Origin of the sequence: Psychrobacter sp. 28M-43 (genome assembly GCF_014770435.1) — a bacterium.
Classification (GTDB): domain Bacteria; phylum Pseudomonadota; class Gammaproteobacteria; order Pseudomonadales; family Moraxellaceae; genus Psychrobacter.
In genome coordinates, this window is the sequence record NZ_CP061739.1 from 1,892,530 (window position 1) to 1,907,616 (window position 15,087).

General features: G+C 42.3%; 7 protein-coding genes. 2 read left to right on the forward strand and 5 right to left on the reverse strand.

What is annotated here, in order from left to right; genetic code table 11:
- Positions 1-335 precede the first annotated feature (335 nt).
- Entirely contained in the window at positions 336-1,358 is a 1,023-nt protein-coding gene (locus tag IEE84_RS07870) for an acyltransferase (RefSeq protein WP_191113764.1), read from the forward strand.
- Positions 1,359-1,445: 87 nt separating this feature from the next.
- Positions 1,446-2,180 carry a hypothetical protein gene (locus IEE84_RS07875; RefSeq protein ID WP_191113765.1) on the forward strand — a complete coding sequence of 245 codons (735 nt, stop codon included), beginning with the start codon at positions 1,446-1,448 and terminating at the stop codon, positions 2,178-2,180.
- A gap of 115 nt (positions 2,181-2,295) precedes the next feature.
- On the opposite strand, the gene IEE84_RS07880 is transcribed toward IEE84_RS07875, so the two are convergent.
- The 5 genes from IEE84_RS07880 to IEE84_RS07900 all read right to left on the reverse strand — a co-directional run bounded on the left by IEE84_RS07880 (position 2,296) and on the right by IEE84_RS07900 (position 15,038).
- A complete protein-coding gene (locus IEE84_RS07880) occupies positions 2,296-3,465 on the reverse strand; it encodes a beta-barrel domain-containing protein (RefSeq protein ID WP_191113766.1) in 1,170 nt (389 codons plus the stop codon).
- A gap of 2 nt (positions 3,466-3,467) precedes the next feature.
- On the reverse strand, positions 3,468-5,792 hold the full coding sequence (locus IEE84_RS07885; RefSeq protein WP_191113767.1) for a type I secretion system permease/ATPase: 2,325 nt from the start codon (positions 5,790-5,792) through the stop codon (positions 3,468-3,470).
- A 74-nt stretch (positions 5,793-5,866) separates the two neighbouring features.
- Entirely contained in the window at positions 5,867-7,405 is a 1,539-nt protein-coding gene (locus tag IEE84_RS07890; protein ID WP_224737688.1) for a TolC family protein, read from the reverse strand.
- 246 nt (positions 7,406-7,651) lie between these two features.
- Positions 7,652-13,174 carry an Ig-like domain-containing protein gene (locus IEE84_RS07895; RefSeq protein WP_191113768.1) on the reverse strand — a complete coding sequence of 1,841 codons (5,523 nt, stop codon included), beginning with the start codon at positions 13,172-13,174 and terminating at the stop codon, positions 7,652-7,654.
- Positions 13,175-14,354: 1,180 nt separating this feature from the next.
- Positions 14,355-15,038, reverse strand: a complete 684-nt coding sequence (locus IEE84_RS07900; protein ID WP_191113769.1) for a cupin domain-containing protein — start codon at positions 15,036-15,038, stop codon at positions 14,355-14,357.
- Positions 15,039-15,087 lie beyond the last annotated feature (49 nt).

Consider the following 15,087-nt stretch of genomic DNA (forward strand, 5'->3'; position numbering starts at 1 on the left):
GCACTGTGAATCTATAAAAAGAGGTTCTAGACGAAACTCATAGACTAGCCAGCATATAAGGGCTATATTTGAGCTCGAAATATCATCATAAACACTTTCCCTTTTGAGTAATCTATATTCCTTTTTCATCGGTTTATTTTTATAAATAAAACAGACTGCTTTTATAGTCTGGATGATATTTTACCTTGGGTAAATCTTGATACGATTGTACGTTCTGTTTTATCAATGCTGTTTATTATTTGTTGTTAACACTCGTACACTGAGATTGATTTCTGCTAAAATCATGCAGCAACATTATCAATATCTCATCATAGGTATGAGTAAAAGGATTCGATATGCGATTGAAATCAATCGTTCAAAAATTACATGAACGCGCTCCAAAACTGGGCAAAGCTGCCTCACTGACGACAGCAACCAGCGTTATCACTTTTAATAGTATGTTAGCTGGGCTACCTGTCTGGGTAATGGGTGCTACCAAGGCTATCACCGGTGCTGCCATCGCTGACAAAGCCGTTATCGATGTGACGAATTATTGGATCAATAGCAACAATGCATTGATCGATAACGTATTACCGCGCAAAGACTGGCGTATTAACTTACCTGATGATGTGCATACTAACGGTAAGTATCTACTGGTGAGCAATCATCAGTCATGGGTTGATACCAGTATCGTGCAATATATCAGCGAAAAACGTTTGCCATTGACGCGTTTTTTTACCAAGTTTGAGCTCATATACATCCCTGTCATTGGTCAGGCTTTCTACTTTCTCGACTTTCCTATGATGCGTCGACATTCAAAAGAAGCCATCGCTAAAAACCCTGCTCTAAAGGGTAAGGATATCGAAGAAGCGAAACGAGCGTGTGCATTGCTTAAGGACAAGCCTTTTACACTATTGAACTACCTAGAAGGGACTCGCTTTACCTCTAGCAAACACGATAAACAAGAATCCCCTTATACGCATTTACTTAAGCCACGCGCTGGCGGGTTATCACTGGCTATGAGTGCCTTAGGGGAAGAGATCGATGGGATTTTGGACATGACGATTGTCTACCCTGACGGTGTACCCACTTATAGTGATCTATGGAAAGGTAATATCAAACGTCTAGGCGTCGATGTGCGACATATTGAGATACCTGAAGATCTGTTCACTGCGATTAAAAACGGCGGCTATGAAACAGATGAGGCTATAAAAGCACAGATGTTTGAATGGGTAGAGCAAATATGGCATCAAAAGGATCAACTTATCACAGAGATGCTAGCTGACTTTGAAAGCAGTGACTTTGAAACCAATGATTTTGAGAACAACGACTCTGGAAATAAAGAATCTGAAATTAAAGATAATATTGAACAGGCTTAGCCCATTCTCTCTACCAACAATCCCAATTATTTGATAACCTCAAGGTGTGTCGCACGTGTACTAATATGATAAAGGTAAAGCCATATAATGATGAAGTTCCGCGAAAAATGGTTTTGGGCGTTGTGTCTTGCAATATTAGTACATGTTGGGGTTTTCTTTATTTTCTATCTGAACACTCATCAGACGGATTCAGTAGAAGTAGCTGATAGCCAAACAAACACGACTGAACCTGCTGCTATCAACAATGTAGATCTACCTGAAAAGGTCTATACCACTACTGTTACCAGCACTAAGACATCTAATGACACTAACGACAATGTAGAAGACACGGTCAATAAAAAATCTGAGATTGGTAATGAGCCTGAAGCATCTCAGCTAACAAGTAGTGATGAGCAAACAGCCAACGTGGAAAGCAGAAAAGCGCCTCATTCTTCAGCTGCCAATAACGTCGATGATAAACCCAAAAAACCAGCTTCTACATCGAAAGAAACATCTCAAGCAAACAAAACTCCTCCACAAGAGGAAAAAGCGCTAAATGCTCAAACAGATAGCAATACTCAGTCTATAGTTGCGAGTACTGATGATAAATTAGAAGAAATTAAGAACAATGCAAGCTTGCTGGATATAGACGTCCCTGCTAAAAAAAGTAACGTCAAAATAGATAAAGACTATCTTTCAGCAAAATCTGAAGTGGAAGCGATAAACGATCAATTGAGTGCAGCTATCAACGAAGTCAAAAAGCGTAACCAGCAGAAAATTGATGAGCAACAACAGTTAAGAAAAGAGACGACTAGCCAAAGGCTTCCTGAAAATTCTAATTGATATTAGAAGCCTTATGGTTGGTGATCCAATTAGACTAAATACCTCTACATAAAAAAAACCCCAGCTATTAACTGGGGTTTTTCAATCTCATTGATAAATACTCAATATTAAGCTGTTAGCGTTCACCCAAACCTTCTGATAAGGTTTTGGTAATTGGCTTAGTTAGATAAGACAATACCGTACGTTCCATCGCTTTGATATCGACAGAAGCTGTCATACCAGGTTTAATGACAATCTCATCACCGCGCCCTTTAAATTCAGCACCATTAATCACAATTAATACACGGTAGTAAGGCTCTTCGCCTTTAGGTGTTTGCTCCATTAGCGTGTCTGGACTGATATAGTTGACTGTACCTTTCATGGCTCCAAAGATAGAGTAATCATAAGCATCGAGCTTAACCGTCGCTTCTTGACCTTCTTTGACATAAGCAATATCAGCGGGACTGACCTTGGCATCTATAACCAAGTCACTACTGGTCGGTAGAATCTGCATGATAACCTCGCCGGGCTTAACAACACCGCCAATAGTGGTCACATTGATATTTTTAATTTTACCTTCTGTGGGCGCCATCAAACGTTTCTCTTCAAGCACTTGTGCCCGATCTCGTAATTGCTCAAGCTCTGTATCTAACTCTTCTTGAGCCTTTGTCATTTCAGCCTGCGCTTCTTCAAAGTACTTATTGCGCTTGTTATTAATCTGCGCTTCGATATCAGCAACTTGACGACTGAGCTTGATGACATCAGCTTGGCTCACATCGCCATATTTTAATAAAGGCTCATTCATGCGCAATTCTTGACGTGCCAGCACTAGCATTTTTTCAAGGGAAGAGACTTCTTCATTGATAGCTTGACGACGTCTATTGTATAGTGCCCTTTGGTTTTGTACGTACTCAGGATAGTCCTGTACCCCTTTAGGAAATACCAACGGTTTTTCAAAAATTTCAGCATTTAGTCTTGCTAGCTTAGCAGTTAGCGCAGCTGTTTTAGAAGCGGAATTATCAACAGCCGCTTTAGCACGCTCTTCTTCCAACACTACCAATAACTGACCTGCCTTAACTTCTTCACCTTCTGTGACAGCCAGCTGAGTCAATACGCCGCCTTCTGACGCTTGGATTTCTTGCGTTCGAGCACTGGCGATTACCGTTGCTTGCGCACGGGTCACTTGGTCAATCTTGGCAAATGAGGCCCAGACAATTAGAGTGACAATCCCGATTAATGCTATCCAAACACTCAACCTTGAACGATTAACTTGGGGCTTGGTGGGTGTGTACTTATACTCTGACATGCCTACTTCCCTTGATCGTCTGTTGAATGTTTAGCACTGATGGGTTTTACGCTGATGTTTCTTACTCTAGAGGTAGCAGGCTTATTTTCGTCGGCACCTTCTTTTGACTTTTGGTTGGCTTTGTCAGCGATTCTATCTTTTTGCTGCACGGTGGTTTTATTTTTTGCTTGATCGTTTTTTCTGAGCTCATCAAGTACAGCTTGTTTTGGACCATCGATAATAATACGTTGGTTATCCATAATGATCAGACGATCTACCAAGTCTAGCAATGCTGTCTTGTGGGTCGAAACAATAAACGTTTGCCCTTTCGTTAACTCCTGACGTAACACTTGTAGGCAGCGCTGCTCTTGTCGATTATCCATGGAAGCCGTTGGCTCATCTAGCAAGAACACATCAGGTTTGGTCAATAATAAACGGGTAAATGCCACCAGTTGCTTTTGTCCCCCCGATAGGCCTTTACCGCCTTCACTGATCGGTAGGTCAAGACCACTTGAGTGACTGGATACTAAGTTGATTAGCCCTGTCCTATTTAAATTCTCTTGAAGGACATCATCATTGGGCGCTGCCATACCGATTAATAGGTTCTCACGCAGGGTTCCTTGAAACAGTCGATGATCTTGCTGCAAATAACCCAAGCGTTCACTAAGTGTCTCACGACTGATTTGATGTATATCAAGTCCGTCTAACAAAACGCGTCCTTCCGTGGGTGCATACAGTCCTGCTAGCACCTTAAGCAAGGTAGATTTACCTGAACCAATAGGCCCAAGTATCGCTATGCGCTCTCCTGGTTTAATCGATAGTTGCGGAACCGTAATGGCTGGTCGATCGTTGCCTTGGTAATTGAACGACAATCCATCGCACTGATATGCGCCTTTTATATGTGTAGGCGATAATGGATATGCAATGCCTTGGTTGTCTTGCTCTAGTGCAAACAGACTCTCAATATTCATTTTGGCGGCTTTGGCATGAGCGTACTGCACTAGTAGGTTGGGTATTGCCATAACAGGCGCCAATACTCTACCACCAAGTATCGAGCAGGCAATCAGTCCGCCCATTGTCATGTCACCTTGCATGACGACAAACGACCCGACTATCACGATACCAACGTAGCTTACTTGCTGTAGCATCTGCGTAAAATACGTTAAGTTGTCATTAGCATGCTTCATATCTAAATCGTTTTTGATGGTGACATCCATCACATCTAGCCAACGCGAGAGAAACTTCCAGCTGCCTGCTCCGGCTTTTATTGTCTCGACGCCTTCCACAGCTTCTACTAACAGACCTGTCTTATAATAAGAAGCAGTCGCGCCCTCTGATGCAATAGCATCGATGCGTTTGCGTGCAATCAGTCCCATCGTAATTGCGATGACCGCCGCTATTACTGGTACAACAGCGACTAATGGCGAGCCAATAAAAGCTATTAAGCTGATAAAAATAATGGTCATGGGCAAATCGACTAAACCAAAAAGCGTGCTCGCCGTAAAAAAGCTACGTACTTGCTCATAACCACGTAGCTGTGCTGCCATAGAGCCAACTGACCCCGGCATTTGGTCGATACGTACTTTGAGTAGACGTTGGAATACTTCTCGAGATAGGTACTGGTCTAGACCGACAACGACCTTATCCATGATTCTTGAGCGAGAAAACTTCATAAACGCTTCAAACATGATCACTAAGAAGACGCCACTGGCTAAAATGATCAGCGTGTATTCACTACGCGTTGGTATGACACGGTCATAAACCTGCATAGAAAACAGAGAAACGGCTAATGCCAACATATTAATTAGAAAAGTAGCAATTACGGCTTCAGCTAAAATGCCTTTATAATTACCCAAATCAGACTTTAACAGATCAGAAAATGAGGCCTTTCGCTGCTTAATATGATCTTCTTTTAGACGAATACGCATGACCAAAGTCAATTCTTCGGCACGCGTATGTACCTGCTGGTTCGCTTGTCTAAAGTTCCAGCTTTTTTGCGGCGTTTGGCTGTCAATCACGCCCCAACCTAAATCCGTTCGATACGCTAGTAAGGGCAAAAAAGCGGCATCAGGCTGCTCTAATATTTCTGGTGTATCTGTTATTCCAATGCCTTGTAATACTGCAATGACACCGCCTAATTCATGAATGCTTTGACCTTGCCTATCCGACTGCTCACTATGACGTTTGACGACATCATGGAGCCGTATATTATCTACTGGATAGCCTTGCTGTCCGAGTAAATGCTTAATCGCATCAGTCAACGTTTCGGTCAGATCGACCTGCTCTGAGTATTGCAGCTCATGATGGTCAATAGACTGAGGCGGTGTCTTTTGTAATTGTGCACTCATATTAATCGCTTATTTAATATTTTAGATGGTTGCGTATGTAGGATAATTTACGCCTGTTTATATGACTTTTTGATTTAATTATTTGTCATATTCTCTTGATCAGTTATCGGCGTAATACTGTAATCATCATTTAACATGAGATACTCACCATTGTTCAAGCTTTGCTCTGCCGTCGCGGGCAACTTAATATCGATATATTCTTCTGCTGAATTGTTTCCATAACCGAAATGACTACTAGCGTTGTTTTTGTCTTGCTTATTGAGCCATTGCTTGACAGAGTTGGCTGGGCTAAATAAAGTCACTGGGTCACGATTATGAGAAAACTGCTGCCACTGCATAATGCCAAAATCTACTTGTAGTCTATAAAATGCACCCAACATTTCTGCACGAGTTTGTACCAGTTGGACTTGATAATCGTTATGCTCACGGACAGCATTTAGGACTTCAAGCCATGACTTGCGTCCTGCGATGAATTGCCGACGGTAAGAGCTGACTACAATCTGTGCCCCTGCTACAGCCGCAACCAACGAGGTTTCTCTGTCTTTGGCACTGACAAACTGCTGATACTGTACTTGAATATTTTCGATGACATTACGGCGTGCGGCTTCTTGGTTTTGTACTAGGCTATTGACCTCTGCCTGTGAGGCTCGTGCTAGCGCAAAATTGGAAAATCCAGCACCTGGTGCATAGCTCAATCCCACTGAGAACTTACCATCGTTTTCGTTATCCTCATGATAGTAAGCATGCTCATATTGGGCATAGATGATTGGATAACGAGCCGCTTGCTGTGCTTCGACACCTTGCTTAGCGGACTCAATCTGGAAGTGTTCTTTGACGACGGTAGGATTGTAAAAGCCAGCTCTATCAAATGCCATTCTTTCAAAGTCAACGGATTGCTGTTTGGCTTGATTTACCAATACCTTAAGATTCGGTATGCTCGTGACACTCATCTGAGACAGTGGCTGACCAATGATTTGTTCTAGCCTAGCAGCGGCGATACGTTGCTGCTCAACTGCCGCTTGATAAGATGTTTGCTCCTGTAGGATACGGTTAGTCACCAGATCAAGCTCAATACGAGCTGACACACCTTGGCCAACGCGACGCTGCATCATAGCTTCAAAATCATTCAGCTCTTTTAAATTCTCTACATGGACGCTTTGCGTAGCGACGGCTTGGATATAGCTCTGCCAAGCATCAATCGTTGTCTTGGCTACTAGGTTTTGCTGCTCATAGATATACTCTACAGCAGCCTTGTCATCAAATATGGCTTGATTGACATCTGCGGTGAGCTTACCCCCTGTCCATAGAGGCTGGCGAATAATCACCTCTGAGACAAAGTCATTGTCTCTATCGTAACCTGAGCTTACACTTGGCGTTGGTAAAAGGTTTAATTTGGCCGCATTAATTCCCTCGGTTGTTGCTTGTTGACTCGCTCGAGCCGACCCTACTAAAGGATGCGTTTGAATTGCCTGCGCCACTAGGCTATTGATTTGGAAGTCTGCTACTGCTGCGTGTGAAGTCACTGTAAAACATATACCAGTCGCCAAAGCGGTCATAAAATGGCGCACTGAAATACTACGAAGTAACTGCTTACGATTTGACGAATTTTTCATATTGTTTTAGTAATCGTCCTTGTTGATGCGCTCTCAAATATGTATTCAATACTTCTGTGTTAAACCTTACTAAACCTAAGTTGGTAAGGCAACAACTCATATATTATATAAGCATGAACTAGCGCTCACTACTGTTCTATATACAAAAGTTAAAGCATTCTATTTTTGTACTTAGCTCAATTTATATTTTTAAAAAAAGCGCCTCCATTGATGGAAGCGCTTTTATATAAATGTGATTAGAGACTACTAGATAATGTTTACGTTGTTATCGATAAAAATCTGTGTCGATACATCGTCCGCTGATTGCCAGACATTATATACTTCACCACCTGAGGCAGTCTGCTCAACATTGGACCAACTATCGCCTTTTAGATCGACCGTATCATCGCTATCACCTCTGATATAGATAGCAGACTCAACATCGCTAACTGCCACATTTAAAGTATTAGCCCCGATGCCATCAATATCAATGATATCAGGCTGCATCATGTCAGCTAAACTAATGACTTGATCTGCGCCCTCAAAGCTTAAGATATCGAGCCCTTCGGTTGAGGTGATTAACGAGGTGTCAGGAATCTCAATAGCGTCATCAATGGCAAGTGTGAAGCTTTCATCTAATGATATGCTACGTGCAGCAAACGTCCCACTATTAGTATTATAATCGAGCGTAATATCGAGACTTGCAGTAGAAGACTCACCATTGTCTGCTGTGATCGTATACTCAAAGCGATCAACATCGCCATAAGCACCTGTGAATGACTCGTTAGCAACATAATTATAGCTACCGTCTGGATTAATAGTTAGTGTGCCATATATACCATTAATATCCCTGCCATCAACCTCGATAGACAAGCCATTCACTGATGAGACAACGGTACCAGAGGTAATAACATCTGTACCATCAGCACCTATGTCGGTAATAACGTTGCCAGCTGTCGATGCAATCACTGTTGCAGGTGGGTTATAACTGGTGATCTCATCTAAAGTGGTACGAATAGTAAGACTACTTAACAACGAAACATCTAAAAGGCCACCATTGTTACCAAGAGTAACGTAATAAATATCACCACCTTCAAACTCTGATAATGCTAAATCGTTTGCACTCCATGTAGGTCTTTGAGGAATCGGTAACAACTCGCCTGGCTGGTAAACCAACCAATTTTCTACCGTTTGGACTTCTGTAGCAAAACCATCTCCATTGTCTTTATACACTATAAGGTCAAAATTTGGATCTCCAATGACACTTAGATTTGCAAGAGCATCTCCACTACCGTCAACTGTCACCTGCTGAGTAGTGTTTTCAGCTACGTTGAAAGACAGTACATTACTACCGCTCAGTAAGCCCACGTTAATTGTATCTGCGAGCAAACCAAGGTTAAGAAGCCCTCCTACACTAGCACTCTTTAACGGTACATTAGTGGTAGATGATTCAAAACCTATATCCAATGTCACTTCATTATCAAATGCTATCGGTGCAGTCGTATCAACAGTGATAGTAGCAGTCGCGGCGACGCTCGTATTTCCGGCAGGATCTGTTGCAGTAGCGCTCAATTGCTCAGCTCCTTCGCCCATTGCCGTTACTTCTGCCTCATCGACGTTGATACTCCAATCACCAGCTGCATTGACAATAGCCGTACCTAAAACATTGTTTGAACCATCAGTCAATGTAATTGTGTCACCTGAAACCCCTGTACCTGTCACAGCAAAACTTGCCGCTGCTTCGGTACCATTAACGATATTATCGCCAGCAATAGGCTCATTAATCGTTGGGGCATCTGGTGGCGTCGTATCAACAACCGCGTCAAGATTGATTACCAGCTCTGCTGTATCACTAATCACCCCATCAGAAACTGTATAGATGAATGTCTCTGATTGACCTGATGACGCAAAATCACCATTCGCTGTATACGTGTAATCACCATTTTCATTAATAACTAAAATACCATACTGACCTTGTATCGTGAACACCGTTATACCGTTGACGACGTCAGAGGTAGGTTGTGACTGAGTATTATTGCTATCAATATCAGTCAGTACTGTATCCACCGTTACCGTATCTTCACCTGACTCACCTGAGCTCGATGCATCAGGATCGATCACATTACCAGTAATGACAGTATCATCAGCATAATCAAACTCAGTCACTGTCGCTGTAATATCTGTGGTTTCGAATAAGGTTAGGGTATTGCTAAGAAGCACAGCAGTAATGTCATTAAATAATGGATCTAAAACACCTAATCCTAATACATTATCTTCCAGTATATCCACTACAGCATCGAGACCTAAACCTTCATCCCCAGCCGTAGTTAATGCAATATTGAGAAGACCATTAACAGTGCCCCCTAAAACTGGACCTAATGCATTATTAATTGTGGTAAAAACAACTTCTTGATTATCAGGACCCAGTACAACTCCTGCTTCACCTAACTCGGCCAAGGTAAGACCATTGACTAAGGCTCCTAAGGCACTTTCATCATTTCGCACCACAATAGTATAGTTATCTGGTTCTAAACCAGAAACTGTCGCAGTCAATGTATCATTGCCAGTTAATCCCAATAACTCGATTCCGATAACATTACCTACCAATGGTTCACTACCAGTAGTGCCAACGTAAACAAGCTCATTGTTACTATTATAAACCTCTACATTAATTGCGTCTGCTACTGTCACTAATGCCGTCTGACTAACTTCGATACTGACTGTACCATTTGTACCTGCACTCACGGTAAAGCCAAGACTGCTATCGGCGCCACCGGTACCTTCAGCAACCCCCAGAACATCTAAGTCAGATTCACTGATCGGATCATAGTACGTAACTTGCAACGCTCCCAGATCAAGGTCATCTAAGTCATCGCGAGCGATAAAGGTTGGGTTTAGATGAAAGTCCACCGCCGCACTTGGGGCGCTAACATTACCTGCTTCATCCGTTACCGTGGCGGTCACACTGTAATTGCCCTCTGCCGTGATGCCGTTATCCGCATCATTTGCAATGGTGACGTCAGCGCTACCAGTAGTAACGTCAAGTTCGGTCACTGCATACTCAACAGCGATGGCCGTGCCACCCTCTGGAGTGACGGTTAAGGTAATCATGTCACCAGCAACCGTGCCCGTTGGCAACGTGACTTGGGTTTGAACGCCATCTGCAAACTCTTCTGCGTTGACGCCATCATCCGCTTCGTCGTCAATGACCACAACTGGCGCTACGATAGCGGCACCTTCTTCACCACCAGGCACCATGGTATCTACGATGATTTCTGCAGTCGTCGGTGTACTGACATTGTTTGAAAGATCCGTGGCCGTTGCAGTGATGGTTTCAGGCCCTTCACCCATGGCAGCGATAGCCGCTTCATTAACGGCCACACTCCAAGTGCCGTCAGAATTTACAATGCTGGTACCAATAACATTACTGCTGCCATTCGTTAAGGTAATGGTGGCGCCAGGCTCACCAGTACCTGTGATAGCAAACCCTGCTTCCGCTTCATCACCATTAACTGCGTTATCTCCAGCAATTGGGGTGTCAATCATTGGTGCAGCAGGTGCCGTTTCATCACCAGGCGCAGCGGTTAAGCTAGGTTCACTTGTGTTACCAGCAGGATCGGTCACTGTAGCAGTCACCGTTTCGCCATTAATGAGTGGGTCGCCACTTGTATCGACAGTGTAGTCACCATTTTCATCTACGGTCGCGGTGTACTCAGGAATACCGTCACCATTAGTATCAATCTCAACAGTGGCACCAGGTTCACCAGTACCCGTGATCTCCGTACCGTCTGCATTCACGGTAACAGTTGGTGCAGCAGGCACCATGGTATCCACGGTGATGTCTGCAGTCGTCGGTGTACTGACATTGTTTGAAAGATCCGTGGCCGTTGCAGTGATGGTTTCAGGCCCTTCACCCATGGCAGCGATAGCCGCTTCATTAACGGCCACACTCCAAGTGCCGTCAGAATTTACAATGCTGGTACCAATAACATTACTGCTGCCATTCGTTAAGGTAATGGTGGCGCCAGGCTCACCAGTACCTGTGATAGCAAACCCTGCTTCCGCTTCATCACCATTAACTGCGTTATCTCCAGCAATTGGGGTGTCAATCGTTGGTGCAGCAGGTGCCGTATCGTCACCAGGCGCAGCGGTTAAGCTAGGTTCACTTGTGTTACCAGCAGGATCGGTCACTGTAGCAGTCACCGTTTCGCCATTAATGAGTGGGTCGCCACTTGTATCGACAGTGTAGTCACCATTTTCATCTACGGTCGCGGTGTACTCAGGAATACCGTCACCATTAGTATCAATCTCAACAGTGGCACCAGGTTCACCAGTACCCGTGATCTCCGTACCGTCTGCATTCACGGTAACAGTTGGTGCAGCAGGCACCATGGTATCCACGGTGATGTCTGCAGTCGTCGGTGTACTGACATTGTTTGAAAGATCCGTGGCCGTTGCAGTGATGGTTTCAGGCCCTTCACCCATGGCAGCGATAGCCGCTTCATTAACGGCCACACTCCAAGTGCCGTCAGAATTTACAATGCTGGTACCAATAACATTACTGCTGCCATTCGTTAAGGTAATGGTGGCGCCAGGCTCACCAGTACCTGTGATAGCAAACCCTGCTTCCGCTTCATCACCATTAACTGCGTTATCTCCAGCAATTGGGGTGTCAATCGTTGGTGCAGCAGGTGCCGTATCGTCACCAGGCGCAGCGGTTGAGCTAGGTTCACTTGTGTTACCAGCAGGATCGGTCGCTGTAGCAGTCACCGTTTCGCCATCAATGAGTGGGTCACCACTTGTATCGACAGTGTAGTCACCATTTTCATCTACGGTCGCGGTGTACTCAGGAATACCGTCACCATTAGTATCAATCTCAACAGTGGCACCAGGTTCACCAGTACCCGTGATCTCCGTACCGTCTGCATTCACGGTAACAGTTGGTGCAGCAGGCACCATGGTATCCACGGTGATGTCTGCAGTCGTCGGTGTACTGACATTGTTTGAAAGATCCGTGGCCGTTGCAGTGATGGTTTCAGGCCCTTCACCCATGGCAGCGATAGCCGCTTCATTAACGGCCACACTCCAAGTGCCGTCAGAATTTACAATGCTGGTACCAATAACATTACTGCTGCCATTCGTTAAGGTAATGGTGGCGCCAGGCTCACCAGTACCTGTGATAGCAAACCCTGCTTCCGCTTCATCACCATTAACTGCGTTATCTCCAGCAATTGGGGTGTCAATCGTTGGTGCAGCAGGTGCCGTATTATCCGAACTGCTACTATTATCGCTGTCACCACCGCCAGACAATGCTGCGCCTGCAATACCAACACCTGCTAAACCCAGCAACCATGGTAACGCTGCAAAACCTTCAGCTTCTGTGGCCCCAACCCACCAAGGACTTATTTGTGAATCTCCACCTAATAATTGACTTTGTGCTTCACCTATTCGTAATTCAGTGACATAGTCTGTCACTTCGCCTGTATCAGGAAGATAGTAGTAATAGTTACCGTCTTCAGCAATACCTATTAATGCACTATCCGCACTATCATAAAATCCCTCAATAATAAGGTCTGGGCCCTGTCCATCATTTTCAAAAGAAATATGAAGGTTGTTGTCTACTCTTTTAGTAACAACATTATTTGGTGCACGATTAACGGTAGTATCAAGCAGCTCGTAATTAGTTCTATTAACAGCTTTAATCACTGTAGGCGTTTCATTTTTTAAGACCACTGTATGCTCAGCGATTGTCTCAACTTTATTATTAACTTTCACAATTATAGTATTCATAAAACCATCCTTGATTGACTAATTTGGACCAAATATAAACACAGCTGTTCGATAAAATACGAACAGCTTTATAGATCGACATTAAAAAATTTCTCTTAATCGATTTTTCTCTAAAAAATTTAGATAAATACATTTATAATAGTTTATTTAACTGCAATATAACTCTTTCCCTGTTATTTCTTATAATTCATTTACAAAGCTAACTATATAGTCAGCTTTCAAAAAACTATGCATAATTTAAATTATCACTAAATTGGCCATCTTAAAAACTATTACTAAAATTCAGTTACGAACAAGCAATTACGGTCAATTAATAAATCTAGTATCAATTATTTACCCTATCTATTAGATACTTACAATAAGTATATTTTCTTGACCTAACGTTAATACTAACTTTATAAAACAATAAATCAATGGATTTATCTTTATACAAATGTAAATGTACTCATATTTTTAAATATAAATGATTATTATGAAAACAAGATGCTGATTATATAGGGAATAAAGCCTTTTCCTATATTCTGTTTATATTATTAATGAAAAATCCACATTAATTATATAATTAATATTTAATTAACAATACCGTCTAACTTATTAGCTAAATGAAACAATATAGTTGATAACTACTTCCTTCCAAGGTTTATAACCGACTTCGTTTACATTCAACAATTTTATAAAAACGTTTTCTATTTATAACCTTATCGTTAGTTAAGTTTTTGATAGATAATATGTAAACATTAATATATTTATTTTCAATATCAAGCCAATAGATATGTATTAAAGCCTATTTTAACGTTACTTCTTTTAAGGAATTATTAATATTTTAAGATAGAAACAAGGAATAAATAAGTAATATAAATAATATTCATTCTCATTTATTATGAAAATAAATAGAATTTTTGATGGTAAAAAGACAATATTAGCCAAAAGCGCTGTTTAAAAGCATTCTATTTAATTGCTTAGGCTAATTTTTTAAAAAAAGCTATTTAGAAAGTCAGAATTTTTCGAAGATAAATAAGAAAAGATGATATTTGATATCTTTTTTTGATGAAGTTCACACAAAAACGAGCATTGCTTATGATATATTAATTTTATGAAAAGATAGTTTGGTACGTCATGACTAAGAACTAGAAGTACCAAATTATTTTTATATTTTGTCTATACAATTAACAAGTACTATTCACGCATCTTCAATGTTTAAACCGATGACATGGTTGAGGTGGCCAGTTTTTAAGTATATGGTCGCACCCTCCACCCCTGCTTTTATTTGTACATTTGCATCTATCTGCATGCGTATCCAACTATCCTGCTGATATACCTGTTTACCCTCTATTAGCTCGCCTGCTACAACTAATATTTCTGCACCGCCATGGATTGTCTCAGTGAATAGCAACTCGCCTGCATCGATACGCTGTAGACTAACGTGCTCTACCCCATCGAAAAAAAGCGGGCAGATAGTACGGTTGCCTTGTTGCTGCCAATTATCATCATTATAAGTGTCGATAGCCACGTGCTGCGTTTCGTCAGACGACATTTGCCGTAACTTGACAAAAATGACAGCACCTTCATCACTATAAGGCCGATGACCTGAAGACGGTGGGTTACGTAGATACCAACCTGCTGGATAATGAGTGTCATCTGCAGAAAAAGTGCCTGACAATACCAAAATCTCTTCGCCACCTGGATGTAAATGATGCGGAAAGTAAGAGTTTGGCGCGTAACGCACAAGACTGGTAGCACGAGCCTTCTCCGCGCCCACACGATCAAGCATGACACGCTCTACACCGTTTTGTGGTGATTTAATCCATTGATGTGCTTCAGGAGTCAGTGAAGCACGTTGTGAAAAATCTGCATTGATAAGCATAAAGTATTCCAAAGATATTAAATGATTAGGGCGTACCCACAATATAAAA